The organism is Mammaliicoccus sp. J-M40, assembly GCF_022386395.1.
GTDB lineage: Bacteria > Bacillota > Bacilli > Staphylococcales > Staphylococcaceae > Mammaliicoccus > Mammaliicoccus lentus.
Map to the genome: position 1 here is coordinate 363,903 of NZ_JAJNIQ010000002.1, position 26,660 is coordinate 390,562.

General features: G+C 30.5%; 23 protein-coding genes and 2 tRNA genes. 16 read left to right on the forward strand and 9 right to left on the reverse strand.

Features of this window, described 5'->3' with window-relative positions; all coding sequences use genetic code 11:
• The first annotated feature begins 512 nt into the window (after positions 1 to 512).
• Both LQ688_RS04410 and LQ688_RS04415 read left to right on the forward strand, forming a co-directional pair.
• A complete protein-coding gene (locus tag LQ688_RS04410; RefSeq protein ID WP_064204870.1) occupies positions 513 to 2,210 on the forward strand; it encodes a S1C family serine protease in 1,698 nt (565 codons plus the stop codon).
• Between the two features lie 16 nt (positions 2,211 to 2,226).
• Positions 2,227 to 3,579: a TrkH family potassium uptake protein gene (locus tag LQ688_RS04415; RefSeq protein WP_017000714.1), complete on the forward strand. Its 1,353-nt coding sequence runs from the start codon at positions 2,227 to 2,229 to the stop codon at positions 3,577 to 3,579.
• A 91-nt stretch (positions 3,580 to 3,670) separates the two neighbouring features.
• On the opposite strand, the gene LQ688_RS04420 is transcribed toward LQ688_RS04415, so the two are convergent.
• Positions 3,671 to 5,143, reverse strand: coding sequence for a two-component system sensor histidine kinase NtrB (locus LQ688_RS04420; RefSeq protein ID WP_239752645.1), 1,473 nt, complete (start codon positions 5,141 to 5,143; stop codon positions 3,671 to 3,673).
• Positions 5,144 to 5,243: 100 nt separating this feature from the next.
• Between LQ688_RS04420 and LQ688_RS04425 the strand changes: the two genes are divergently transcribed.
• Entirely contained in the window at positions 5,244 to 6,758 is a 1,515-nt protein-coding gene (locus LQ688_RS04425; RefSeq protein ID WP_064211115.1) for a bifunctional metallophosphatase/5'-nucleotidase, read from the forward strand.
• A 78-nt stretch (positions 6,759 to 6,836) separates the two neighbouring features.
• Here LQ688_RS04425 and LQ688_RS04430 read toward each other — a convergent pair whose 3' ends face one another.
• A complete protein-coding gene (locus tag LQ688_RS04430; RefSeq protein WP_064204873.1) occupies positions 6,837 to 7,442 on the reverse strand; it encodes a CPBP family glutamic-type intramembrane protease in 606 nt (201 codons plus the stop codon).
• 2 nt (positions 7,443 to 7,444) lie between these two features.
• The gene (locus LQ688_RS04435; protein WP_017000707.1) at positions 7,445 to 7,630 is read right to left on the reverse strand and encodes a YkvS family protein; all 186 of its coding nucleotides are present in this window, start codon (positions 7,628 to 7,630) and stop codon (positions 7,445 to 7,447) included.
• A gap of 171 nt (positions 7,631 to 7,801) precedes the next feature.
• Here LQ688_RS04435 and lplA point away from each other — a divergent pair, with 171 nt between their 5' ends.
• A complete protein-coding gene (gene lplA / locus LQ688_RS04440; RefSeq protein WP_064211116.1) occupies positions 7,802 to 8,797 on the forward strand; it encodes a lipoate--protein ligase in 996 nt (331 codons plus the stop codon).
• A gap of 69 nt (positions 8,798 to 8,866) precedes the next feature.
• Here the strand turns inward: lplA and LQ688_RS04445 are convergent, their stop codons facing one another.
• Positions 8,867 to 9,082: an IDEAL domain-containing protein gene (locus tag LQ688_RS04445; protein ID WP_017000704.1), complete on the reverse strand. Its 216-nt coding sequence runs from the start codon at positions 9,080 to 9,082 to the stop codon at positions 8,867 to 8,869.
• A 254-nt stretch (positions 9,083 to 9,336) separates the two neighbouring features.
• Here LQ688_RS04445 and LQ688_RS04450 point away from each other — a divergent pair, with 254 nt between their 5' ends.
• From LQ688_RS04450 to LQ688_RS04480, 7 genes are all read left to right on the forward strand, one after another.
• Positions 9,337 to 9,702, forward strand: a complete 366-nt coding sequence (locus LQ688_RS04450; protein ID WP_239752646.1) for a VOC family protein — start codon at positions 9,337 to 9,339, stop codon at positions 9,700 to 9,702.
• Between the two features lie 156 nt (positions 9,703 to 9,858).
• On the forward strand, positions 9,859 to 10,422 hold the full coding sequence (locus LQ688_RS04455; RefSeq protein WP_239752647.1) for a competence protein ComK: 564 nt from the start codon (positions 9,859 to 9,861) through the stop codon (positions 10,420 to 10,422).
• Between the two features lie 130 nt (positions 10,423 to 10,552).
• A tRNA-Asn gene (locus tag LQ688_RS04460) sits at positions 10,553 to 10,627 on the forward strand.
• A gap of 1 nt (position 10,628) precedes the next feature.
• Positions 10,629 to 10,716: transfer RNA gene (locus LQ688_RS04465), tRNA-Ser, on the forward strand.
• Positions 10,717 to 11,138: 422 nt separating this feature from the next.
• The gene (locus LQ688_RS04470) at positions 11,139 to 11,396 is read left to right on the forward strand and encodes a hypothetical protein (protein WP_070045140.1); all 258 of its coding nucleotides are present in this window, start codon (positions 11,139 to 11,141) and stop codon (positions 11,394 to 11,396) included.
• Positions 11,397 to 11,525: 129 nt separating this feature from the next.
• Complete coding sequence (locus tag LQ688_RS04475; RefSeq protein WP_064204878.1) at positions 11,526 to 11,993, forward strand: GNAT family N-acetyltransferase; 468 nt, start codon at positions 11,526 to 11,528, stop codon at positions 11,991 to 11,993.
• A gap of 43 nt (positions 11,994 to 12,036) precedes the next feature.
• Entirely contained in the window at positions 12,037 to 12,762 is a 726-nt protein-coding gene (locus LQ688_RS04480; protein WP_103268901.1) for an alpha/beta hydrolase, read from the forward strand.
• 37 nt (positions 12,763 to 12,799) lie between these two features.
• Here LQ688_RS04480 and LQ688_RS04485 read toward each other — a convergent pair whose 3' ends face one another.
• The gene (locus LQ688_RS04485) at positions 12,800 to 13,738 is read right to left on the reverse strand and encodes a 1,4-dihydroxy-2-naphthoate polyprenyltransferase (protein WP_064204879.1); all 939 of its coding nucleotides are present in this window, start codon (positions 13,736 to 13,738) and stop codon (positions 12,800 to 12,802) included.
• 205 nt (positions 13,739 to 13,943) lie between these two features.
• Between LQ688_RS04485 and LQ688_RS04490 the strand changes: the two genes are divergently transcribed.
• Genes LQ688_RS04490 through menB form a run of 4 tightly spaced genes read left to right on the forward strand, consistent with a single transcriptional unit; the run spans position 13,944 to position 18,559 of the window.
• Complete coding sequence (locus LQ688_RS04490; RefSeq protein ID WP_235854126.1) at positions 13,944 to 15,278, forward strand: isochorismate synthase; 1,335 nt, start codon at positions 13,944 to 13,946, stop codon at positions 15,276 to 15,278.
• Positions 15,279 to 15,280: 2 nt separating this feature from the next.
• Complete coding sequence (menD, locus tag LQ688_RS04495) at positions 15,281 to 16,960, forward strand: 2-succinyl-5-enolpyruvyl-6-hydroxy-3-cyclohexene-1-carboxylic-acid synthase (RefSeq protein ID WP_017000696.1); 1,680 nt, start codon at positions 15,281 to 15,283, stop codon at positions 16,958 to 16,960.
• Positions 16,941 to 17,765, forward strand: a complete 825-nt coding sequence (gene menH / locus LQ688_RS04500) for a 2-succinyl-6-hydroxy-2,4-cyclohexadiene-1-carboxylate synthase (RefSeq protein WP_239752648.1) — start codon at positions 16,941 to 16,943, stop codon at positions 17,763 to 17,765. The genes menD and menH overlap by 20 nt, the downstream gene beginning before the upstream one ends.
• Positions 17,738 to 18,559 carry a 1,4-dihydroxy-2-naphthoyl-CoA synthase gene (gene menB / locus LQ688_RS04505; protein WP_174700893.1) on the forward strand — a complete coding sequence of 274 codons (822 nt, stop codon included), beginning with the start codon at positions 17,738 to 17,740 and terminating at the stop codon, positions 18,557 to 18,559. The genes menH and menB overlap by 28 nt, the downstream gene beginning before the upstream one ends.
• A gap of 91 nt (positions 18,560 to 18,650) precedes the next feature.
• Here menB and LQ688_RS04510 read toward each other — a convergent pair whose 3' ends face one another.
• The gene (locus tag LQ688_RS04510; protein WP_239752649.1) at positions 18,651 to 20,255 is read right to left on the reverse strand and encodes a M20/M25/M40 family metallo-hydrolase; all 1,605 of its coding nucleotides are present in this window, start codon (positions 20,253 to 20,255) and stop codon (positions 18,651 to 18,653) included.
• 15 nt (positions 20,256 to 20,270) lie between these two features.
• Positions 20,271 to 21,428, reverse strand: a complete 1,158-nt coding sequence (locus LQ688_RS04515; protein ID WP_239724957.1) for an aminotransferase class I/II-fold pyridoxal phosphate-dependent enzyme — start codon at positions 21,426 to 21,428, stop codon at positions 20,271 to 20,273.
• A gap of 127 nt (positions 21,429 to 21,555) precedes the next feature.
• On the opposite strand from LQ688_RS04515, the gene LQ688_RS04520 reads away from it, so the two are divergent.
• The gene (locus LQ688_RS04520; RefSeq protein WP_016999618.1) at positions 21,556 to 22,092 is read left to right on the forward strand and encodes a hypothetical protein; all 537 of its coding nucleotides are present in this window, start codon (positions 21,556 to 21,558) and stop codon (positions 22,090 to 22,092) included.
• A 64-nt stretch (positions 22,093 to 22,156) separates the two neighbouring features.
• On the opposite strand, the gene LQ688_RS04525 is transcribed toward LQ688_RS04520, so the two are convergent.
• The gene (locus tag LQ688_RS04525) at positions 22,157 to 23,158 is read right to left on the reverse strand and encodes an acyltransferase family protein (RefSeq protein ID WP_064205415.1); all 1,002 of its coding nucleotides are present in this window, start codon (positions 23,156 to 23,158) and stop codon (positions 22,157 to 22,159) included.
• Positions 23,159 to 23,449: 291 nt separating this feature from the next.
• On the reverse strand, positions 23,450 to 26,660 hold a 3,211-nt coding region (locus LQ688_RS04530), incomplete at its 5' end, for an N-acetylmuramoyl-L-alanine amidase (protein WP_239752650.1).

Here is a 26,660-nt window from a genome sequence, read left to right on the forward strand (position 1 = left end):
GAGTTCTCATTTTGCTAAAAACTTCGTAGCCCACCATAGGTAGAATTACTAGTAATGAAAAAAGTTTGATATAAGCACTTCGTTAATTTAGTTTTTGTCATTATTAATTAAATTATGCGAAGTGCTTTATTTTTTTATAAATATGGAGTTGATATACTGGTCTAACGTGCAAGAAATTCGAGACAAGCCCGTTACATTTTCTAACGAGCTAGTGTTTTTAAACAAGCCCGTTAGCGTGATATTATCTACGATTTAGTTAAGTGTTGACGCTTGAGGGAATAATATGAGTTAGGAAATACGTCCTAACCAATTGTTTTTATCAACAAAGAAGAGCTTATATAAAATTTTTACCTATAGCCAAAAGTACAAGTTTAAGGTAATGTTAATTTTTCGTAAATTTATTATAAATTTTTATGTGCAAATTTGCTTGAATGCAATGGATTTAGGTTAAATAATTTTGCATTATATGGCATAATAGATACATTAAGTGTTTTGGTTGAGGAGGACAAGAAATGTCACAAAAGAAACATGTCATTCCTAGAAATGAATATAAGAGACAAAGACGTGAATTTTTTCATAATTCAGAACGTGAGGAAAGAATTAGACAAGAACGTAAAGAAGACGAATTAAGACGTGCTCATGAAAAAGAACAACAAAAGAAAAACGAACAACGTGTTAAAGAAAATATGCAAAAGGCACGTATTGAAAAATTAACAAAAGAAGAAATTAAAAAGCAGAAAGAAGAATCAAAGGATCATCCAACGTTAGATTTAGATGATGAAAGATTAGAATCCAGTCATGAAGATAAATTTTCTAAAGAAGGTTCATCTATTGAAGATGATGTTTCCTCAACAGAAAATACTGAAGATTCATTTGAAAATCTAAAAGATAACCAAAATCTAGATGATTCAGAAGAAATCAAATATAAGAAAGTACATAATCAATCAAATAAGCTGAATAATAAGCAAGAAAATGAATTCGAAATAAATAAACAACTCGGCGCCGAACATGATGAAAAGGTAGAAAAGAAATCTCAAAATGATAAAAATATACTTAATATCATCTTATCGAAAATTGAAAAGCATTGGCCGATAATCGCTATTGTATTAGCTATTATACTTATATTCATATTAGTTTGGAGTATATTCCAAAATGTTAACCCACCAAATGAAAGTCGTAAATCTATAGAAGAGAAGCAATCTCAAAAAGGTTTCCAAAAACCAATAACAAATGTAATGGAAGCTGTTGAGAAGTCTAAAAACTCTGTAGTTGGTGTTTCTCATGAGGATTCAGATATCTCAAGTAAAACTGAATCCTCTCAAAAAGAGAAAGAAGAAAATAGCGGTGTAGGATCAGGTGTAATTTATAAAGTAGAAAATAATAAAACATACATAGTGACAAATTCACACGTTATATCTAATGATAAATCACCAGTTATTAGTGGTGAAAATGGTAAAAGGTATAAAGGTACTGTAGTAGGGTCGGATCAATGGTCTGATATTGCTGTTGTTACAATTCCCACAGATAAAGATGCTAATTTTAAACCAATTAAATTTGAAGACTCTGATAACTTAATACTTGGAGAATCAGCTATTGTTATTGGTAGCCCATTAGGGGCGGAATTCCAAAATAGTATTTCTACAGGTGTAGTTTCTGGTTTAGATAGAACCGTTCCTATTGATTTTAATGGGGATGACGAATATGATTGGGAAATAAAAGCAATACAAACTGACGCAGCTGTAAACCCTGGTAATTCAGGCGGGCCTATATTAGATGCACAAGGTAATTTAATTGGTGTAGTATCATTAAAAATTGATATGCCTAATGTAGAGGGTATGGCTTTTGCTATTCCTTCAAATGAGTCTGCTGAATATATCAAGAAATTAGAAAAAGATGGTAAAATCAAACGACCAGAAATGGGCATTATGGCTCAAAATTATAAAACTTTAAAATCTGACGAACAATCGCAAATAACACTGCCTAGTAAATATAACTCTGGTATGGTTGTAACTGGTATTGATGAAAAAGGCAATGCTCAAAAAGCGGACGTTAAATTCCATGATGTTATTGTAGAAATGGATGGCAAGAAAATAGAAAATAACCTTGAATTCCGTAAAGAATTGTATAATAATCATAAGTCAGGTGAAGAAATTAAGCTTAAACTTATCCGAGAGGGTAAAGAAATAACTAAGACATTAACTTTAAAATAAATAGAGGTGACAATTTGTGTCCATTATTAAATACTTTTTTCAAAAAATGACGCCGCAACAAGGTATTGTTTTGTATTATTTGGCCGCAATAATTGTCGCCTTTTTATTATTGAATTTACCTTATGTTGTAAAACCAGGTGTAAATATTGAGCCTGTAGATACTTTATTTGTAGCAGTGTCTGGAGTCAGTGTTACAGGACTAACTCCTGTAGTTATTGGAGAAACATTTACGACTTTTGGACAAGCAGTTATATTAGTCATACTGAATATTGGTGGTATTGGTGTCATGGCTATAGGGACATTGCTCTGGGTTATATTAGGTAAGCATATAGGACTTAGAGAAAGACAGCTTATTATGCTAGATAGTAATTCAACTGCAATGAATGGCGTTGTAAAATTAATATTAGATATTGTAAGAACGATTTTAATGATAGAACTTATTGGGGCTATTTTATTATCTTTTTATTTTTATAAAGATATTGGGTCTGTGAATGAAGCTATACATCAAGGTATCTTTGCTTCAGTTTCTGCCACGACGAATGGTGGACTAGATATTACTGGAGACTCTTTAGCACCATATGCGAATGATTATTTTGTTCAAACGATTATAATGTTGCTTATTATGCTAGGCGCAATAGGTTTCCCTGTTTTAATAGAAGTTAAAACTTATATGAAAAATACTATACCAAACTTTAGATTTTCATTGTTTACGAAAATTGCGAGTGCTACATATTTATTTTTATTTGTATTAGGTACGATAGTCATTTACCTATTTGAATTCTCAAATACATTTAAAGGAGCTACTTGGCATAAATCATTGTTTTATGCGATGTTTCAATCATCTTCAACACGAAGCGCCGGTTTATCAACCATAGATTTAACTCAATTTTCAGAAGCCACCAACTTTTTCTTAGGGGGTTTAATGTTTATCGGTTCATCTCCAAGTTCTGTTGGTGGAGGTATTCGTACAACAACATTTACTATACTAGTATTATACTTAGTTAACTTTAGTAATGGACGAACGACAATTAAAGCTTTTAATCGGGAGGTACATCCGATAGATATACAAAGATCATTTGCCGTTATTTCATTAGCATTAGCTATCACATTTGTCGGTGTACTTGCCATTGTGAGGTTCGAAGATGGTAAACATGATTTATTATCTATTTTCTTTGAAACCATGTCGGCATTTGGTACATGTGGCTTGTCCATGGGTATTACAGATGGATTGCAATTAGGATCGAAAATAGTAATCATGATACTCATGTTTATCGGTCGCGTAGGATTATTATGTTTCGTTGTAATGTTAGGTGGAAAATCGACGCCAGATAAATTCCATTATCCTAAAGAACGTATCCAAATAGGTTAGTATTAAAAAAGGAACTTTTCGTTTAGAAATTTTAACGAAAAGTTCCTTTTTATTTTTAATCTGCTAATGCTATTAGAGTTCTATTACATATTTAGTTTTTAGAAACTGGTAACGAAATAGTAAATGTTGTTCCTTCTCCTTCTTCAGAATGAACGTATATTTTTCCGTTCCAATCTTCTATTAATTTCTTACTTAAATATAAGCCGAGGCCACTTCCTGAAGATTTCGTTGTGAAAAATGGCTCAAATATGTTTTGGATTGTTTCTTTTGTAATACCCGTACCATTATCTTTAAATTCTAGTGTTATATTGTTGTTAGAATCTATGTTCAAATTAATAGTTATATTTGCATTTGTTGTTTGTAGTAAAGCGTCTTTGGAGTTTTGGAATAAGTTTATCAATATTTGTTTCAATTGGTCTTCTGATAAATATGAATAAACAGGTTTATCAGGTAAGTTGAGTATAACGTTGATATTATTCTGTTCAAGTTCATACTCTAAGAATGCTTCCACATCTTGAATTGTTTGTACGATATTAATATTTTTATACTCTAGGTTTGTTGGTTTACCTAAATATAAAAACTGTGTAACGATATCATTTATACGTTCTAGCTCTTCGGTTATAATATTGAAATGTGTATCTAATTTATTTTTATCATATTTCATTCTCGTTAATTCTATAAATCCATTGATAATAGTTAAGGGATTTTTAATTTCATGAGCAGTATTTGCAGCTAATGTTCCTATTAGTCTAAGTTTTTCATTATTTGCTTGTTCTATTAAACGCTCATGTTCTATCCTTTCTAAGCGACTTTTATACACTAATGCAACGATTGTTAATAATAAAAATATAACTAAAAATATTAATAGACTTGGAATTACTATTCTTGAAATGAAAAAGTATTGTCCAGAAATATTTATCAAGAATGGTAAGTCTTTATATACATAGTTGATGGATTTAGAGTTTTTAAATTCAGGTCCAATTTGATAAATTTCTGTTCCATTAATCGATTGAATATTAATATTAAATCGGTTTGAAATAAGTTTTATCTCATCTTGAAATGCGTTCATATTAATTTCAACAGCTGATGTATAATCTTTATTTTTAACTTTTAGTTGAGTTGTTAATAGTAGTATATCTGAATTTTTAAGAGATTTCTTTTTAGTTCTTAATTCGTCTTTATTAGAAACTGGAAAACGATGTTTATAAGTCTGATATTCTTCTATATCTGTATATCCCTTACCTTTAGAGTCATATACAATATTATCTTGATTATCTATTATGTAAATGTGATCCATCCATGTGTATCTCGTATGATTATCTTCTAAAAATTTATTTATAAAGTCTTCATTATTTGTATTAGATAATATAGTCGTTAAAGACTCTGAAATACTATCTGCTTGAGTAATGAAAGTTCCTATTTTTAAATCTATGTTCTCTTTTGTAGCATCTAATCTTTGATGTATTCTAGTGGTATAATTTTTATTTAATACCCAGCCAATTAATACTGAAACAGTTAAAGCAAAGATAATATTTAGAATGATTATTTTTTTAAATGATTTCATAAACGTCTCCTACCTCTGTTGATGTTATTCTACCAAATTAGCAGAAAAAAACATAACTCTTTTTAAAAATGGTAAAATAAAAGTAAAAGGGGGAAAAACATTGAATACTAATGAAACTGTGACAATTGATTTGTTAGCTACTTCTGACTTACATGGACAAATAGGTAGGACAGGAATAAGTGGTAATATATTAAAAATGGCTACTTATGTTAAGCATAAGCGTAAGACAAATCACCATGTATTATTGCTTGATAATGGTGGTATGTTATCTGGTTCAATGTTTGCATTTTATTATGCTCAGATTGCGCCATATAAACGTAATCCAATGATTAAGATTATGAATGATATGAAATTTGATGCGAGTGGGGTTAGCCCAGATGAGTTTAACTTCGGGTTAGATTTTTTAAATCGTTCAATTGCTTTAAGCCGTTTCCCTTGGTTAGCAGCTAATATAGAACATAGCAAAACAAAAGAACCTTATTTTACAACACCTTACACTATAAAATATGTAGATGGAATTAAAATAGGAATTATAGGATTTACTTCAAGCGGTTTAATGGAGAATAAAAATGTAGAATTAGAGAACGAAGTAACTGTTGGAGAATCAATGGTATCAGCTAAGAGATGGGTGAGGTATTTACATGAGAAAGAAAGCCCTGACTTTTTAATTATGCTGTATCATGGTGGATTAAATACTTATACAGATAAAAGTAATTACAGAGCTTATTATAGTCATAATGCTGAAAATATGATGAAAAGCACTGAAGGTGTGAACGTTATTATAACAGGGCATCAAGAGCATGTAGTTGATATGAAAGTGGCTGAAACTCACTTTATCCAACCAGGAAAAGATGCGACTAATATCATTGATATGTCTATACAATTTAAGAAAAGAACAAATTCTGTAGAAATCATAGATTCTTCTATTAAGCATGTTGAAATTTCAAGTTATCCTGAAGATAGAGACTTATTAGAACTTACTTATTTTGATCAAAAAGCTGTACAACACTGGGCAGAACTACCTGTAGTAGACATGCCAGTTATATTAGATTATAAAGATATAAAAGATTTGTTTATAGAGCCACATGTATTTATTCAATGCATTCAAAATAGTATGCAGAGAGCATTTAACAATGTGGATTTTGTTTGTGCACAAATAGGTAATCCTGAAGGTAAAGGTTTAAGGGGTGAAATTCAAAATAAAGATGTCTATCATTCTTATATTCACACGGATAAGCCAATCAAAATCACTTTATCAGGCAAAGAAATAAAACGTATTCTTGAGAGAACGGCTACAGCATTAAGTAATCAAAATGGTGAAGTTTATTATAATGAGGAGATTCTTGAACCTACATTGATGACCGTTTGGAAAGGGTTTAACTATACAGTTAATATAAATAAACCAATTGGTCACCGCATAGTTATGGAAGATGTTGATTTAGAAAGTGAATATATAGTTGTCATGACAGATTATTTATATAGAAATGTAAAAAATATTATTTCAGGAAATGATTATGTTATGTCTAAAAAGACAGTCATTGAATATATAATAGAAGAATTATCAGAAACTAAAGGTAGAATAGAACTAGACCATCATTTTGAAATCATAAAATAAAAACAACAATCCATTGATAAATTTGGCAATGGATTGTTGTTTTAAATTTTGACTTAAACTTGTATGTTTCAAAATATTTTAACTAAATATAATTACGAGTATGATAATAGCTGCTACTTGAGCTATATATGATGTAATAATTCGTTTCGTGTAAAAATATAAAGTAGACAATATTAATTGAGCTAATAAAATAAATACAAAGATAGGAATATTACCTAAGTATAAAAATAATGAGCTTGAAGCTAATGCGGCGATTACAATTGCAATAATAGGTTGAGATAGTTTTTGTTGCAATTGATTTTGTAATATTGTTCTAATATATAGTTCGTGACAAGGAATTGCGATTACAATAGTTACAAGCATTTGCCATTTATAGAAAACACCAGCGCGCATTAATTCTTTAAATAGTGCTTCATAAGACAGACCACTATAAATGAGTGATAATAAAAGCTGCAATAAGACTAAAAATATTGCGCCTATTAAACCGTACCCAATAGATTGTAATAATCGTTTAGATTTAATTTCTCTTTGGTAAAATATATAGCTTATTCCAGCAATTAGCATAATACCAGTATATAAATACCAGAACACTTCTTTTTCACCTTTCATAATAAATAATAAAATATGAAAGAGGACGAAGCTTGAAATAAACCATATTAATTGAGCATTAATTTGTTTTTTCACTATTATCCCTCATTAGAAATTATAGTATAACGCTTATGGTTTACTACTGTTTTTTCTGGTAATTCCAAACTTTCGAAGTTATCCATAATTGTTAAATCTACGATAACTGAGTTTTCATTAATTTTTTCAACGCGTCCTTTTAAGCCATCTTGAAATTCTATGATATTTCCTACTTCTGCAATTGTCATTTTAATCCTCCTAAATAATACTAAGAAACATTATACTAAATTACCTATACATATAAAAGTAAAATGTGAATATACCTCTATATTATCATAAACATTTCATACATATGATTAATTCAACATATGGTAATATAATATTGAGGCTGATTGGGGAAAAATAAGGAGGAAATATGAATGAAATTTATAAGTAACAATGGTATTACCGATCCAATGATTAACTTGGCTATGGAAGAATATGTACTCACTTCTTTGCCTAAAGACGATAGCTATTTCTTATTCTATATTAACCAACCATCTATAATTGTTGGTAAAAATCAAAATACAATTGAAGAAGTTAATCAATCTTACGTTGAAGAACATAATATCAAAGTTGTAAGAAGGATTTCTGGCGGTGGAGCAGTCTATCATGATTTAGGTAATCTAAATTTCAGTTTTGTAACGAAAGACGATGAAGATAGCTTTCACAATTTTGCTAAATTCACACAACCAATAGTAGATGCTTTAAATGAAATGGGCGTTAAAGCTGAACTATCTGGTCGAAATGATATCCAAGTAGGAGAAAGAAAGATTTCAGGAAATGCAATGGTTAAACAAAGAGATAGAATGTTCTCTCACGGCACTTTAATGTTGGATAGTGAAATAGAAGAAGTTGTAAATGCATTACGTGTTAGTGAAGCAAAAATTAAATCAAAAGGTATTAAATCAATTCGATCAAGAGTTGCAAACATTCAAGAATTTCTTGAAGAGCCTATGGATATTGAAACATTTAAACAGCGTATTCTAACTTCAATATTTAAACAACAAGGTAGTGAAGAAGTAGAGGAGTATCACTTAACTCAAGAAGATTGGGATAAGATTAACGAACTTAGTCAAAATAAATACCAAAAGTGGGAATGGAATTACGGTAAAAATCCTAAATATAACTTTGAAAGAAGTCACAAATTTGATAGAGGACTTATTCAAATTAAATTGGATGTTAAGAAAGGTAATATTGAACATGCAGCTATTTTCGGTGATTTCTTTGGTGTAGGGGATGTTAAAGATATTGAAGATGCTTTAATAGGAGTACAACATCAAAAATCATCTATTACTGAAGCTTTAAAAGATGTAGATGCATTTTATTATTTTGGTGATATCAAAAAAGAAGATATTATTGATTTAATGTTATAAAGAAAGGAGACTATTTTTGATTTGGGTCAAAAGTAGTCTCCTTTTATGTTCTAGTATTTAAATGACAATTCACGATTGTAAATCCTCCAATTGAATTAATTCTTCACTGTATTGATCGAACAATTCATTATTTCGATTTACAAGTGCTTCATCAATTAAAATAGCTAATTCACGCTTTCGATTTTCACGAAGTGCAGAGTCAATAACAAGTTCAACTGATAAATCATTTAAGTTATTAACAAACGTTTCTAGACTTTGGTGTTTAACTTGTGAATATTGTTTCATTTTCAACAACCCCTTGACTTTATTTGTTAAAATTATAGCGTATTTATTTTCTAAATGCAATGAATATTCAGAAATTTTAAAAACTTTCGCTATTTGATTGAAAAGCTAACTATAGACCTCTATATTTATATTATAATTAAGTGTTTGTAATATTCAAACTTTTATGCTCAACCTTATTTTACCATGTGAAAATAATAAAATAAAATATTAATAATGTAAAGATATGTAATTTTTTATTAAAGGAGAGAAATTAAGTGTTTAAATTTAAAAAGTGGGACCATATACAATTATCAGCACCTAAAAGATCTGAAGATACAGCAAGAGAATTTTATGCAAATAAATTAGGATTTAATGAAATAGAAAAACCGAAATCTTTACAAGGTAACGGTGGTGTTTGGTTTAATATTAATGATATAGATTTACACATCAGTATTGAAGAGGAATTTAATGCTTTAAAGAAAGCTCATCCAGCTATTAATATTGAGAATTTAGAAGCATTTAAAATTTATTGTGACGAAGTGAGTATTAAATATCAATCTGATGATAGATTTCCAGGGGCAAAAAGGATTTTTATTAGAGATCCCTTTAATAATAGATTAGAGTTCATAGAAAAAATATAGAATTTTAATAAAAAAAGTATTGACCATAATTTAATATTTGTATATATTTAAATTAAATAAAAAGAAAAATTGCTAAGGGAGGAGGGAAATTAAATATAGTATAAAATTTTTAATAAAGTAGTATAGTAATACAAATAATTGTAAAGGAGGTCGTCTATGGAAAAATATATTATTAAACAAAATACTGTTTATATACATGGTATAAAAATAGATAATCATATTGTTCATTCTGAAATATGTGAAGCAGGAAAAGATCCGTTTATGGTAAAATCAAAGCCACAAGAAATAATGAATCAGTCATGCCGTTTTTATGGCGAACATTTCAATGATAGAAAGCAATTTACAAAAAGACTTACGAATATCACAAGTAAACCTCCAATATTAGTTTCACCTATCATTTCTACTTATTTCTTTTGTACAAACTCCGAAAGAACTCCAGAAAATACTTGGTTAAATCTTCTTTATGTTAAAGAATTCATCCCATTAAAAGGTAATAAAACAAAAATTATATTAGAAAAAGCATCTTCCATTATATTTAATATATCTAAACATGTTATAAATCATCAATATTTGAATTGCACATGTTTACATTATAGAAATCATCGTAAAAATTTATTCATTAGAGAACTTAATTCTGTGAATTTAGGGTTAAATCAGGAGGGATATAATGTGCTAGATGTTATTGATTTTTATTTAAATAAAAATAATTACAAAAAATAAATGGATAATAATAAATAATGGGATATGTGACACTAGAAGTGTAAATATTCCGTTATTTATTTTAAGTTTACTCTTGAAATTATGACCATGCTTGATATAATAGTATTTGTGCTTGATAAAATCATATTAATCCACAGTAGCTCAGTGGTAGAGCTATCGGCTGTTAACCGATCGGTCGTAGGTTCGAATCCTACCTGTGGAGCCATGGAGATGTACTCAAGTTGGCTGAAGAGGCGCCCCTGCTAAGGGTGTAGGTCGTTCTGCGGCGCGAGGGTTCGAATCCCTCCATCTCCGTTATATAGTCTGTAACCATTATGGTTGCAGGCTTTTTTGTTGTGTGAAAATAAGTATTACATCTATTTTGTAAATGATTTTATTATTGAGATAGATATTTTAGCCTCTATAAGTTTCAATTTAATAGATAATACTAAAATCAAGATTTCAAGATATATAATAAATAAATGATATATAAATTAATTCATAAGAGAATTTATGCATTAAATTCTATATTAATTTACAGGAATACTGAATGAAAAATATAAAAAATAAGTATTGAAAAAAATGTAAAATTAATATAATATAAAAAAGTGAGAAGTTCCTCACAATAAATGTAAAATCATTAACTTTCACCTTGAATAATCATATATTGAAAGTGGGAATTAATGAATTTTATAAGTTATATATTTTAGATATTATACAAGAAAAAGGAGAACAAGATGAAGTATTTTGAATACTGGAGAAGAACATTCGATTATAAAGGTCAATCGCAATTAACAGATTTATTTATTTATATAGGGATTAATATTTTAATATTAGCTTTTATATTTATATTCGCGCTATTAGGTCCATTAACTTGGGAAAATGCACTTGTTAATTTATATTATATTTGTCTAGTATTAATGTTATTCCCAACTGCTTCATTGTTAGTTAGAGTTATAAAAAGCAATAAAAAAACTAATAATCAATTAAAATAGTGTTAGTAAAAATATTGATTCATAAGTAGAGGAAATCTTTAAAAGATTTCCTCTTTTTTATTAAGAAATATATTTCCAAAATATAAAAGTGTATAATGTATAATAAATTTACATTTAGGGGGTATACACATGACTGTTAAATTAGTATTTATGAATCAAGCTGATTTTGCTGACTTTAAAGAACATTCTTTAATGAGTTTTGCGAATGAACAGGTTAAAAGCGGTGCTTATGAAAAAGAAAATGCTATCGCTAGATCAAGGAAGTATTTTGACGAATTGTTGCCTGATGATTTGAATACGAAAGAACATAAAATATTTACTGTTTATAAAGATGAATACAAAGTGGGTACGTTATGGATTAGGGTATTTGAAAAGAACCATGCATTAAGAGCATTTGTTTATGATATTGAATTATTTGAAGAATTTAGAGGACAAGGTATAGGTACTCAAACAATGGAAGCACTTAATGAATACTGTAAAGAAATGGGTGTGGATACTATTAACCTACATGTGTTTGGACATAATAAAAGAGCTTTATCAGTGTATGAAAAAGTAGGTTTCAAAACAACAAATTATTATATGGAAAAGAAATTGTAATATAATGGACTTTGTAAAGATAATAGTTACGGAGTGATAATTTTTGTTGAATTTGAAAGAATCGCGTCATATGTATTTAAAAGGTGAAGATAGGGCAGTGCTGTTGCTACACTCATTTACAGGCACTACAAGAGACGTTAAAGATTTGGCTTATAATCTAAACAAACAAGGATTTACGTGCTATGTACCGGCTTATAAAGGGCATGGGCTTAGTATCGAAGCGTTTTTAGATTACCAAATCGATGATTGGTGGAATCAAGTCTTAAAAAGCTATCAGTTCTTAATAGATGAAGGTTATGAAGAAATTAACGTTTTAGGCGTATCCTTAGGTGGTTTATTTTCATTGAAACTCTCAGAAGAAAAGGATATAAACAAAAGTGTTATTATGTCAGCACCTAACAAAAAAGATAATAATAATATTAAGAGAAGAATAAAAAGCTATGGTGAACGGATGAATTACATACAAAATTTAGACGAGAATGAAAGCAAAAGACAAATAGCTTTGATAGATACTTACGATGAAGGTGCAACTAAATTTTGTGATTATATAGAAGATATCATGACTAATTTAAATAAAATACAAAATCCAATTAGCATTAAGTATGGTGAGCGAGATCAACAATCTTATAAAGAAAGTGCAGAATACATATATGAACATGTGAGTAGCAATGAAAAAACTTTAACAGCATATCCGAATTCATCACATCTTATGACGCGCAGTGAGGATAAGGATGAAATAGAAGAAAATATTATAGCATTTTTGAAATAAAAAGACCGAGACATTTATATGTCTCGGTCTTTTTCTATCAAAGTCCACCTAATAGACCACTGATATAAACTCCAAGTGCTAGTAACAAGCCGAAAATTGTATTGGCTTTTCCTGTAGCTGCCATAGCAGGCATCATGGATTGTGGTGTATTATTTTTATTAAAACGACGAATTGCTTTTATAGGAAATGGTGCTGAAATAAGTGCGATTAACCAAATGATAGAGCCATAAGGTTTGAATAGTGCTAAGTATATAACAAAGCCATAAGCAAAGATATAAAGTATCGCCATTGTTAGGATAGATAATTTTTTACCTACTAAAATTGCGTATGTTTTACGTCCGCTTTGTTTATCTTTTTCACGGTCTCTAATATTATTAGCTAAGTTGATAAGTCCAATTGTTATAGATACTGGAATACTTAACAACGCTGGATAGTAATTTATTGTTCCTGTTTGAATATAAAATGAAATCATTATAATGACAAATCCCATAAAGAAACCTGCAAATATCTCTCCAAATGGTGTCCAAGAAATTGGGAATGGTCCACCAGTGTAGAAGTAACCAATCGCCATACAAATAAGTCCTATTGGGATTAACAACCAAGTACTTTGCATACAAATATACACGCCAAGTAATAAAGCGATTATATAAAATATAATTGCGAGAGTGTATACTGAATTTGGCGACATACCATTTCTTACAATAGCTCCACCGATACCAACAGATGTGTGGTCATCTAAACCACGTTTGTGATCAAAATATTCATTGAACATATTTGTAGCTGCTTGTATTAATATGCTTGCTAATAACATTGCTAGAACAACTGAAATTTTTATAGAAGATTCTGAGCCTGTTAAGAATATTTTAGAAGCGGCTGTACCTAATAGCACTGGCACAAATGAAGCAGTTAAAGTATGTGGTCTCATCAAATGATAATATTTTTTAATACCTGAATGCTGTGATAAATTTTGTGACATTTATTTACCTCTTATATTAATATTTTTGACATTATTAGTATATGCTTTCACAAACAATAGGTCAATCACTGTAATTGTGTAATATTTTCACATATATTCATTTTAAAAAGTACAATAATTACGCATGTTGATAGAAAAAATGATAAAATAAATAAATAGATATATTTCGGAAAGAAGTGGAAGAGTGATGGCCTTGAGGACGGATTTGAAGCAAAATATGATTTCTGAAATCAAAGGGAATAAAAATTATATTTCAGTTGAAATTGAGCTTCAATATCAACCGGATTTAATTAATTTATTGAGGAAAGCAAATCATTATTTGGGACAAAGATTTTATTATAAATCGAAAGATCATAGATTAGAAATGTGTGGTATTGGCTATGTATTAGAAGCTAGATATTCACACCTAGAACACGATAAAATTTATGAGTATTGGCAAAGTATTAAAGAACAATTAGAAGCAAAAGTTTATCATGATAAAAAGCATCATTTGAAATTTTTCGGAGGATTCCAATTTTCTGAACATGCTTTGACGAATGAATGGAAAGACTACGGTATGAGTCATTTTGTCTTACCAAAATATTTAATAACAATTGAAGATGAACGTTGTTATTTAACTTATACAGAACAAAGCCAAAAGTTTAACATCGAAGAGATTAACGATATTTTATCAAAATTAGATGAATCAAAGCGAACAGATATTATTGAAACGCCAACTATGATTTCTAATAAAGATATTCAAAGTGAAGAGTGGAAAGCTTTAGTAGATAAAGTAGTTCAATTTATGAAAGATTCAGTGGCATTACAGAAAGTAGTATTATCTAGAAGAAGACAAATTGTTTTTGAAAATGAAGTAAACATTGAAGATGCTTTACAGCGCTCATTGAATATAAATGAATCAAGTTATTTATTATTATTTGAGTCTGGTAAATCTCAATTTATTTCACAAACACCAGAACAATTATGCCAAATCAGTAATGGTATATTATATACAAACGCAATTGCGGGTACTATAAGTAGAACAGATGATGAAACAATAAACGAATCTTTGAAAGACGAATTATTAAATGATTCTAAAAACCAATTTGAACATAGATATGTCGTAGATAGTATTATTCACGATATTCAATCATTTACAAAGCACTTAGAATACGATAAAAAGCCTACAATATTAACTAATAAACATTTATATCATTTATATACGAAAATACAAGCTGATTTATTATCAGAAAATGTATTAGAAATCGTTAATCAATTACATCCAACTCCAGCTTTAGGAGGTTTCCCGAAAGCAGAAGCAATGAGATTTATTGAGAATGAAGAATTTGGAACACGAGGTCTATATGGCGCACCTTTAGGCTATATTGATTTAGAAGATAATGGTGAATTTATTGTATCTATTCGCTCAATGTTAGTAAATGAAAATTCAGCAACATTGTATTCTGGCTGTGGAATTGTTAAGGATTCAAATGCAGAATCAGAATTTGAAGAAACAGATTTAAAATTTAAACCGATGTTAAAAGCACTAGGAGTGATGTAGATTTGAGTACACATACTGAAAGCTTAACTAAACAAGTATTTACGTTTGTTTCGAAATTATATGAACATGGGGTTGATGATGTCGTAATCAGTCCCGGATCTAGATCAACACCTTTAGCGATAGCTTGTGAAAGACATCCACATATTAAAACGTGGATTCACCCTGATGAAAGAAGTGCTGCATTTTTCGCTTTAGGTATTATTAAAGCAAATCAGAACCCTGTTGCGATAATCTGTACTTCAGGAACAGCGGCTTCGAACTATACACCAGCAGTTTCTGAAGCGTATATAAGTAAATTACCACTAATCGTTGTAACAAGTGATAGACCTCATGAACTAAGAAACATTGGTGCACCACAAGCTATTAATCAAGTAAATATGTTCCAAAACTTCACAAAATTTCAAATAGATATGCCTTTAGCAGATGAATCTGAAGGTACTATTAATACAATAAATATTAATATGATTAAAGCTGAAAAACATTTTGTAGGTCCACAAAGAGGGCCAGTGCATTTTAATTTTCCGTTTAGAGAACCATTATTACCGGATGTTAAATTGAGAAGATATTTATCTTCAAAAAGAAAAATAGAAACGAAATATCAGAAGTCTATTGATTTTACAAATGTTCAAAATTATATCGAAAAACCTAGAGGTGTAGTTGTAGTAGGAGATACTCAAGGTCAAGATTTATCTCAAATATTGACTTATTCTGCTATTCATAACATACCGGTTTTAGCTGATCCTTTAAGTAATTTAAGAGGTTTGAATCATCCAAACGTTATCGCAACATACGATGCATTGTTTAAAGGTGGTTTAAGTATCGAACCACAATTTATTATTAGAGTGGGACAACCAGTAGTTTCTAAACAACTTAATAATTGGTTGAAAGAAGTTAAATGCCCTCAGATACTCGTACAAAATAACGATACACCAGATGCTTTTCCAAAAGTTCCAACAATTTCAGTTGAATTGAGCCCAAACGATTTCTTTAGACAAGCTCAAGATGTGACACCAACACAAAATAAAAATTGGTTGAAAAAGTGGCAAGCTATGGAGAAAGAAGCACGCGCGTTAATTGAGACGCATATTGAAGAAGAAGCTGACGAAGGTGCAGCAGTAGGAAGCTTATTGAAAAAAATGACTTCTAAAGATACTGTGTTTGTCGGCAACAGTATGCCAATTAGAGATGTAGATACATTCAATATTGATTCAAAAGCTGAAATTGCAGCAAATAGAGGCGCTAATGGTATAGATGGTGTTGTATCAACAGCGTTAGGTATGTCTGTTTATAGAAAAGTGACACTGATTATAGGAGACATCTCATTTTTCCATGATATGAATGGATTAATTATGAGCAAAGCTTATGATTTAGATATTACGATTATTTGTCTCAATAACAATGGTGGTGGGATATTTAATTACTTGCCACAAAAAGAAGAAGCACCAGAACATTTTGAAAAATTATTCGGTACACCGTTGAATCTTGATTTTCAGCATGTTGCGCATTTATTTGAATTAGGTTATGAAAAATTTGAAAATGTTTCAGATTACAAACGACAAACATTACCTCAATTCGGTTCATATTTATATGAAATTATGACAAATCGACAAGAAAATACGGAAACACATCGAGAATTATTTGGCAAAATGAAAGGTATTCAATATGTTAACTCATTACGTTAAAGGTGAACTGAATACAGATCAGCCAACACTTATTATGTTACATGGTTTTATTAGTGACCATACGACTTTTCATTTAGTAGAAGATAAAATCGTAAATAATGATATCAATATTATTGAAATTGATTTACCTGGTCATGGACAAGATAAATCTAGAATAGATGATGAGTGGAGTATGCCTTTTATAGCTCAACAATTGTTAGAAGTTATAGAATATTATAATTTAAATCAAGTGTTCTTACACGGTTATTCTATGGGAGGTCGTGTAGCGCTTAGCTTTGCTATTCAACATCCACAAGTATTAAAAGGACTTATATTGGAAAGTGCTAGTCCTGGTATACAAGATAATGACGAGAAACAGAAACGTATTGAAGTTGATAAAAACAGAGCACAATTAATTAGTGAAATAGGCGTGACTGAATTTGTAAATGAGTGGGAGCAATTACCACTTTTCAATACTCAAAATCATCTGGCTTCTGAGGAACGTAAAAGAATCCGTAAGATGAGATTATCTCAAAATGCAAAAGGGCTTAGCAAATCTTTAATTGATTATGGTACTGGATCACAAACATCATATTGGGCAATGTTAGATCAGTTACAAACTCCTGTATGTATAATTGTTGGTTCAGAAGATGAAAAATTTGTAAATATTGGTTCGAAAATGAATAATTGCTTTAAAAATAGTGAATTACACATAGTAAAAGAAGCTGGGCACACAATTCATGTGGAACAACCAACAAAATTTGATACAATAATAGTAGAATTTATTTTAGGAGGCACATTATGTCAAGACAATGGGAAACGATAAAAGAATATAAAGAAATTAAGTACGAATATTTTGAAGGTATTGCAAAAATTACAATTAACCGTCCAGAAGTTCGAAACGCTTTTACGCCATTAACAGTAAACGAAATGATTGATGCATTCTCAAGAGCAAGAGATGATGAAAGAATAGGTTCAATTATCTTAACAGGTGAAGGTGACTTAGCATTCTGTTCAGGTGGAGACCAATCTGTGCGTGGTCACGGCGGATATGTCGGAGACGACCAAATCCCTCGTTTAAACGTATTAGATTTACAACGTTTAATCCGTGTTATTCCTAAACCAGTAGTAGCAATGGTTAGAGGATATGCAATCGGTGGTGGACATGTATTACACATCGTTTGTGACCTTACAATTGCGGCAGAAAATGCAAGATTCGGTCAAACAGGACCAAAAGTAGGTTCATTTGATGCTGGATATGGTTCAGGTTATTTAGCTAGAATCGTTGGTCATAAAAAAGCTCGTGAAATTTGGTTCTTATGCCGTCAATATGATGCACAAGAAGCGGTTGATATGGGACTTGTAAATACAGTAGTACCTTTAGAGCAAATAGAAGACGAAACAGTACAATGGTGTCAAGAAATGATGGAACATTCACCAACGGCTTTACGTTTCTTAAAAGCAGCTATGAATGCTGATACAGATGGCTTAGCAGGATTACAACAATTCGCTGGCGATGCAACATTATTATATTATACATCTGATGAAGCAAAAGAAGGCCGCGATGCCTTTAAAGAAAAACGTAAACCAGACTTCGACCAATTTCCTAAATTCCCATAATATATAAAATAAGCATATCACTTTCATACTGAAATAATCAGTTAAGTGATATGCTTATTTATTTTGATTTAGTATAGTTTATTCATAATTATTAATATTTTAATAAATGTTTCTTAATTACATGCTCTATTAAATATGGTATTTCTTCAAATGCACTTTTAGTATGGATTCTTTCCGTTACTTGGTGGGCATCTTTACCGATTGGCCCAATATTTAATACAGGAGCACTTATCTCTTTAATGTCATGAAATGGAATGAAATATGATTGATTGAAATTTGGTGTTTGTTCGATATAGCTTTCAAATCCATCATCATCTTGTCTATATTTTGCGTAACTTAAATCACTTATGCCATTAAAGAAATACTGTCTTTTAGATGTTCTATCGAATTGTTCTAGAGACTTTTGGCTAACCGTTTCAACAATTTCATCTATGAAAGAATCTTCTGATGAATGTGCCGCTGGATAATAGGGCGGTGCGAAAAATGTTATTACAGTTGGTCCAAGGTTTTTTAACATATGCATTAGTTGGTCCGCAATTTCGATTGCTTGTGCCCGTTCATCACTTATTTGATTAATAATTTGCTCAATAATTAAATTAACGTGTGCCTCTCCAAATTCTTCAATAGCTGTTAATTTTAACTCCTTAAAAGTCATTATATTAATATTAATTTTTCTAGATTGACCTTCGTTTTTTATAATATTTTGATAGGTTTCTTCGCACTCTTTTACTGCTTTTTCAACGATGCTATTAAAAGTCTTGAACACATCTTCAGCATTTTTATTAAATAAGAATATATTATATAAAGCAACTGTTCTAAATGGTGTTTGTACATCATAGTGTTCTTTAATATCACGACTCATTAGTGAGACTGGTAATGGTGTCGTTTCTTCTTTATATTCTTCTTTAAAAGTAGGGTTATATTCCATTTCTTTATTTATAAAACTTTGAATATAATTAGAGCTTAAACCTTGTGTTGGTTGACCTACATGAGTCTCTTTACCGTAACAGAGAACAGATGGCATTATTTTTCCAATCGTACCAGAATAAATATAGTGGTTGGAATCTTTTTCAGCTTGAGAGAAAGTCGGTTCACTATTTAAATGTAATTCAAATTCTAGTTGATCTTCTTTTCTTAATTGATTTAATTTTTCTACAGCTTTTAACATCCCGAGAGAACCAACTTCTTCATCAGGTACTGATACTACAATTATGTTGATATCCCAAGATTCATATATAGCTTTTTCTAAAGTTGACATATGTATCATAAGACCAGGTTTCATATCCATAGAGCCACGACCAAATAAATAATCGCCAGTCTTGATATCTTCTTTAGCATCCTCAGATAAATATTTATCATTTTCTTTAAAAATTTCTGTAAGTTTATCCATTTCAAATGCATGCATTTTATATTCGCTAAAGTCATCAATACCAACTGTATCGTAGTGACTAATACATATTAAGGTCTTCTTTGAGTTTGGTGCTTTATAATAAGCTAATACTGCATTTCGACCATCCCCAGTCGGTTGCAGTATAATTTGGTCTTCTCTTGATTTAAAATAATCTAGTTTTAAATATTCATTCATTAAAAAATAAGGAAATGTTTTTTCACCTTCAGAATGTGTAATAGAAGCATGGCTCACTAATTTTTTTAGTAATTTTTCTCGTTCCTTACTTGTTTGCCATAATAAATTCATAAAAATCCAACCCCTTTAAGATAAATCTTGTATCATTTTTTCCAATCTATTAAGTCCTTCTTCTAATGATTTAAGGTCATAAGCGTATGAAATTCTAATATAACCTTTTCCTATATGTGTAAAAGCTGAACCTGGAACAACAGCAACATGATACTCCTCTAAAGCTTTTATACAAAAGTCATAATCATCTATACCAAAATGTGAAATTTGAGGGAAGATATAAAAAGCCCCTTCAGGTTTTTCTGATAAGACAAAACCTATTTCAATTAAACGATTATAGACATAATCACGACGTTCAATGTAAGCTTTATTCATTTCTTTAGGAGAATCAATACTGTGTGTAAGTGCTTCTATAGCAGCATACTGACTCGGAACATTTGCACAAATACAATTATAAGCATGTACAAAAGTTAATTGTTTCATTACATATTCTGGACCTAATAAAAAGCCAATACGTAACCCAGTCATCGAATGAGATTTACTTAAACCGCCTAATAAAATACATTGATTTTTAATTTCTTCATATGATGCGAAAGATGTATGTTGATCATTAAATGTATTTTCAGCATAAATTTCATCACTAACCACATAAATTGGATGTTCTTTAAATACATCTACTAATGCTTCAACTTCATTTTTATGTAAAGTAATGCCCGTAGGATTATTAGGATAGTTAAGTAATATTGCTTTAGTTTTATCAGTAATATGAGATTTTACTAGTTCAGGTGTTATTTTTAAATTTGTTTGGGTAGTATCTATATAAACAGGCTTTGCACCAAGCAATTCAACTAAAGGCACGTAACCGGCATAAACTGGAGCGGGGATGAGTACTTCATCACCTTGTTCTATAATGCCCCTTAATGCAGTGTCTAGCGCTTCACTTGCACCATTTGTTACTAATATTTCATTCGTATTAAAATAAGCATTAAAACGGTTTTCATAATATGATTTTACAACTTCTCGAAGTTTCAATAAGCCTGCATTATGAGAATAAGAAGTAAAATTATAATCAATAGCATCTTTCATAGCTTCTTTAACACGATTTGGTACATGAAAGTCGGGTTGTCCGACTGTCAGATTTATAACATCATCAATTTCAGGTATACGGTTAGAAATAGCTCTTATTCCGGATACTTGAAGTTTTGATGCAAAACGGTTTAACGGTAATTGCATTTTTTTCACCTCTTCAAAACGATAATTTAATTATAACGGTAATATAGCTACAAATAAATGAATATAGCAAAAATTTCGAAAACGTATTACAATAAGAAAAACATTACAAAAAATGGGGATGTTTACAATGGTAGATTTAAGTAAAATGAATCAGCGTTTAAAATTATTATTATCTTTAGATATTTTTGAATGGTTACCTCATCCGACATTTGTATTAGTGCAAAATAATGAAGAACAATGGATGATAACTTTTGAAGAAGATTCGATACATATTAGTAGGGCAGAAGTACAATTACCACACTTTCATAGGTTTTATTTTGGACAAGACAATCAATTAATTAAACGTGCTCAGTTTCATATTAAATTTAAAGCTAAAGCTGAAATGTCATTAGATGAAAAACAATTTGTATCAGATTTTATGAGACCATCTGAGAAAAAAGAAAATCCAATCTTGTTTATCCAATCAGAAACACCATATACACAAGAGTGGATTGATTACTTAACGTACTTGTTAAGTGCAGGATACGAGGTCTTAGAGAATATACGACGTAATAATCATCAATTAGCACCAATCACTCACAAGCATGTTCATATACCAGCTTATTTGTTAAATAGAGAAGAAAAATATATAGGTACAATATCTTATGAAACTTTAATAAGATAGTATACAAAAAGGATGTTTTCGCTAGTTTCTAGCGAAAACATCCTTTTTATTTTTAATTTATATTCTATTCTTTCTTTTTAGGTGGTTTTTTCATGTTTACAACTGGATTTGCATAATGTTTAACAAGATCAGTACTAAAGAAGTAAACAATTACAATGGTTATAGCGATGATTCCAATCCAAGCATATGGTTGTTCTATTAAAAACTTATCCCATGCTTGAGATCTGAACAGTCCAACGAATAATCCATGTAATAAATATATAAACATAGTTCTAGAACCGATGTATGTTAAAGATAGTTTTCGTTCAGGTATTAGATTCATAAAACTTAATGTTGAAACGAAAATAACAATATAAATAAATAGTCGTTTTAAGGCACTGTAAACAGTGACGTCACGATCAATTTCTGAATATGGTTTACTACCAAATAGCCATTCAAAATTATAATCAGTCATTAAATATGCAATAAAGATAACGATTAAACTTAGACAAGAAATCCAAAGATACTTTTTATTTCTTAGAATTATAGATTGCTCTTTATTAATATAATAACCTAATAAGAAAATAGGGAAGAACACGAAAGTTCTTGAAAGGCTTAATTTTGCATTAATAAAATCGAAGTATCCTACTAATAAACCTATTAAAATAGCAATAATAAAAGTAGCATATGGGTTGAAGTTTCTTACAAAATGTAAAATGATATGCCATGAAAATAGACTGACTAAGAACCACATTGCCCATTGAGGATCGAAGGGGCTAACATTTAATGTATCGTCTCTGTCTATAAAGTAATAATACAATCCATAAAAAACTTGGAAAATTAAATAAGGTAAAAGTAATTTAATAGTAATTTTCTTTATGTATCCTGGCTTACCAACACTTTTTGCAAAGAAACCCGAGATAAGTACAAATGCCGGCATATGGAAACTATATATAAACATATACAGCGCTTTAATTAAATGGTTATCGTTAATATAAGACCTTAATAAATGTCCAAACACCACTAGTACAATTAAGAAAAACCTGGCGTTATCAAAATAATGATCTCTTTCTTTATGATTTGTCATGAAAATACTCCCTTAAATCAAGTGTTTACGCTTTCTATGAAATGTAGATTATAAATTAAATAAGTTCAATGTACAAATATAATCTATTTTAAAATATAAAATCATCCAAATAAATGAGTCCGGAACATCAATAATTGTCCCGGACTTTATGTTGTATTGGCAGTAGCTGACTGGGTTGAAAACACGCTTATATAAAGTTTTTCAACCCTAGTCATCCTTACCGAGGCGGGACTACGAAATCTTTTTAAGAAAATGAGATTTCTGTCCCACTCCTCATGCTACTTCTATTGATTAAGATTTATATCGGTCAAAGTCGTAATATTCGCCATCAGTTTGAATTTGTTGGTAAAAATCACTAATACGCTTAGCATTAGAAGTAGAAAAATCTACGCCAGTCGCATATTGATGTTCACCTGGGTTTTGAGGATTAAAACGCATTTTATATAATGTATTTTGTCCTGCATTAATGTAGTTACTAGAGATAAATTGAGCTCCACCAAAAATAGCTTTGGATGGTGTATCCCATCCTGCTTGTTGAGCGTATTTAATACCACCGTATAAAGCATTGTCATCAATAGCACCTACACCAAACATATTATAATATTTAGTATCTGATTTTAAATCAACTTTACCATCAGAATTAATACTACCGCCTTTTGCTAAATCACTTGTGCCATTACCCGTTTCAAGAAGAGCGTGAGAAATTAAGTATATCTCGTTTACACCAACAGATTTTGCTGCTTCACTAAATGTTTCTCCTTGATTTTCTAATATACCTTTACCACGGAGTAATTCATTTAATTTAGATACAGGAATATTTTGAGATTGATTTAAATCTAAAAATTGATATTTTTGTACTGGATCGTCAATATATTTACTTGTGTCCATTGCATCTTTAACTTCTGCTCTAGTCGCTTTTCTAACGCCACTTGGTAATACTTTTTTAGGCTCTGTGCCATTTTTTAAAGCCATTTGAATATCTACAGCTTCATCAAGTGTATAAGGGCTTGTTGAAGATTTTGTTGAAGTTTCTGCAATTTGTAAGTATTTAGCATTAATCCATACTGTTTGTCCATTTAATATGCCTTTGTACCAAAGTTCATTGCCAATTTGTTGAGATGTAATGACTTTGAAATAAGCGTAGTGATAATTTTGTAATGAACCTAATAAGGTATTTTTAGAAGCATATGGCTCACTATAGAAATAACCAGTATTATCAGTGATTAAGTAATTTGTATAATTTTCTTGATACGCGATTGGCGTATTATTTACAGTGCTAGCTTTAATTGCTTCTGTCTTTTTAGGTGTAACAGTTGGTTGAGTGACTGTTTTTGGTTTTGTTGCATTTTGTAACTGTACATCTTGAGATTTAACCCAACCTAATGGTATAGCATTGTTATCTTGTAATAAATAAAATGTTTGATTGTTTATTACTGATTGTTTACCAATTTTAAATGTTTTTCCTGCTTTATTAACAGCTGGAACAGTTTTGTCATTATAAACAGAAGTATATACACCAGAAATATTTTTGTTTACTGTTCCTACATAATTTACGCGTTCTGTATTGGCTGTATAATTTTTATTAGCTTGAGCAACCTGACTAGGCTTCGCAACTTTATTGTTAGTTTGAGCTGCTGGTTGAGTGACTGGTTTCGCGTTGTTAGTTTGAACTTTATTTGTACTTACAGTCGGTTTAGGCTTCACAGCTGTATTATTTTGAGCTACTGGTTTAGGATTAACAACACTAGAAACATCTGATTTACTTACAGGTTTAACGTTACTAGTTTGTTCTTTACTAGTACTTTCAACTGGTTTAGGTTTTACAACTGTATTATTTGGTTTTTGAGTTGGTTTAGGTTTAACAGAACTTTGTAATTGTACATCACTTGATTTAACCCAACCTAATGGTGTTGAATTATTGTCTTGTAATAAATAAAATACTTGGTTGTTATAAGTAGATTGTTTACCAATTTTGAATGTTTTACCTGCTTTATTAGTAGCAGATTTTTGCTGATTATCATATACAGAAGTATATACACCAGAAGCATTAGTGTTCACTTTACCAACATAGTCTACAACGATTGTGTTAGCAGGTTTTGAAACTACTGGCTTGCTAGGTTTGGCTTCGGGTTTAGTACTTGGCTTAGATACTACTGGCTTACTAGGTTTAGTATTAGGCTTAGATACTGTTGGTTTAGTACTTGGTTTAGATACTGTCGGGTTACTAGGCTTAGTAGTATTTTGGCTAGGCTTAGTAGTATTTTGGCTAGGCTTAGTAGTAGGTTTAGTTACTGGTTTAGTTGTTTCAGGCTTAGTAGGTGCTGTTAATAAACCAGTTTTGTATTGATATTTTTCCGTAACTAAGTCAACAAGTTCATCAAATGTATAATTATTCTCAGCAAACCAACCGTACGGATCACTGTGGTCTGTTCCACCTAAGAATTTAGATACAGCGTCGTGTGACCAAAGAGTACCAACGCCATCTCTCTCAGCACTATCTAATGATAATCCATAATAAGCTAAGTTCGTTGCAATATAATCTGCATAATTGTTAATAGAGCGAGCAAATCTATCGCTGCCATATACACGAACTAGTTCTACATGAATAAATCTTGGGTTTGCTTGTGCACCAGCACCCCATGCTAAATAGTCAGTAGGAGCTACTTCGATAATATTGTTATCATCTACATAAGCGTGTACGAACGCACTCTCATAATTATTTTTCATATAAGCAATCTCATTATGAATTGTAGAGTTAGGATTTGCAGTTTCGTGAGCAACAATTCCTTCAGGTTTCCCAACCCCATTTCTATAAGGGATTTTTGGAATGTGGCTAGAGAAATCTTCTACATATTTAGGAACAGTATAGTTATTATTTCTTATTTGATTGTTAATTGATGAATTAACTGCAGCTTCATATTGAACATTAGCTGCTCTTACTTTAGGAGCACTTGGTGCATTTACAGCCGTTCTAAATTTAGTGCTGTTACTTTGTGGAGCAGCAGAACGTGACTGGATTTCCGCATTTTTAGAAGCAACTTTAGGTTCACTAATATTAGTCTCGTTGGCTTGATTAGTTTGGTTATTTTCATCAGATTCAGCATCATTAGAAGTATTATCTTCTTTAGATTGCTCTTTAATATTCTCGTTATTGTCTTGTTCTACGTCAGATGCATTATCTTCAGCAGAAACATTATCAGATGTAGCGTCATCAGAATCATTGTTATCTTCCGCTTGCTCTTGATCATTAGCTTTTTCATCAGAGTCTTGTTCTATGTCAGATGCATTATCTTCAGCATTAACATTATCAGATGTAGCGTCATCAGAAGCATTGTCATCTTTCACTTGCTCTTGATCATTAGCATTAACATCAGAGTCTTGTTCTACGTCAGATGTATTATCTTCAGCAGAAACATTATCAGATGTAGCGTCATCAGAAGCATTGTCATCTTTCACTTGCTCTTGATCATTAGCATTAACATCAGAGTCTTGTTCTACGTCA

What these genes read in the sequence shown, in the direction of transcription:
- LQ688_RS04485 (WP_064204879.1), bottom strand. Translation starts at nt 13,738, where the DNA reads ATGTCACAAAATTTATCACAGCATTCAGGTATTAAAAAATATTATCAT.
- lplA (WP_064211116.1), top strand. Translation starts at nt 7,802, where the DNA reads ATGAAATTTATAAGTAACAATGGTATTACCGATCCAATGATTAACTTG.
- LQ688_RS04525 (WP_064205415.1), bottom strand. Translation starts at nt 23,158, where the DNA reads ATGACAAATCATAAAGAAAGAGATCATTATTTTGATAACGCCAGGTTT.
- LQ688_RS04475 (WP_064204878.1), top strand. Translation starts at nt 11,526, where the DNA reads ATGACTGTTAAATTAGTATTTATGAATCAAGCTGATTTTGCTGACTTT.
- LQ688_RS04515 (WP_239724957.1), bottom strand. Translation starts at nt 21,428, where the DNA reads ATGCAATTACCGTTAAACCGTTTTGCATCAAAACTTCAAGTATCCGGA.
- menH (WP_239752648.1), top strand. Translation starts at nt 16,941, where the DNA reads ATGTTAACTCATTACGTTAAAGGTGAACTGAATACAGATCAGCCAACA.
- LQ688_RS04510 (WP_239752649.1), bottom strand. Translation starts at nt 20,255, where the DNA reads ATGAATTTATTATGGCAAACAAGTAAGGAACGAGAAAAATTACTAAAA.
- LQ688_RS04435 (WP_017000707.1), bottom strand. Translation starts at nt 7,630, where the DNA reads ATGACAATTGCAGAAGTAGGAAATATCATAGAATTTCAAGATGGCTTA.
- LQ688_RS04420 (WP_239752645.1), bottom strand. Translation starts at nt 5,143, where the DNA reads ATGAAATCATTTAAAAAAATAATCATTCTAAATATTATCTTTGCTTTA.
- LQ688_RS04470 (WP_070045140.1), top strand. Translation starts at nt 11,139, where the DNA reads ATGAAGTATTTTGAATACTGGAGAAGAACATTCGATTATAAAGGTCAA.
- LQ688_RS04520 (WP_016999618.1), top strand. Translation starts at nt 21,556, where the DNA reads ATGGTAGATTTAAGTAAAATGAATCAGCGTTTAAAATTATTATTATCT.
- LQ688_RS04410 (WP_064204870.1), top strand. Translation starts at nt 513, where the DNA reads ATGTCACAAAAGAAACATGTCATTCCTAGAAATGAATATAAGAGACAA.
- LQ688_RS04455 (WP_239752647.1), top strand. Translation starts at nt 9,859, where the DNA reads ATGGAAAAATATATTATTAAACAAAATACTGTTTATATACATGGTATA.
- LQ688_RS04445 (WP_017000704.1), bottom strand. Translation starts at nt 9,082, where the DNA reads ATGAAACAATATTCACAAGTTAAACACCAAAGTCTAGAAACGTTTGTT.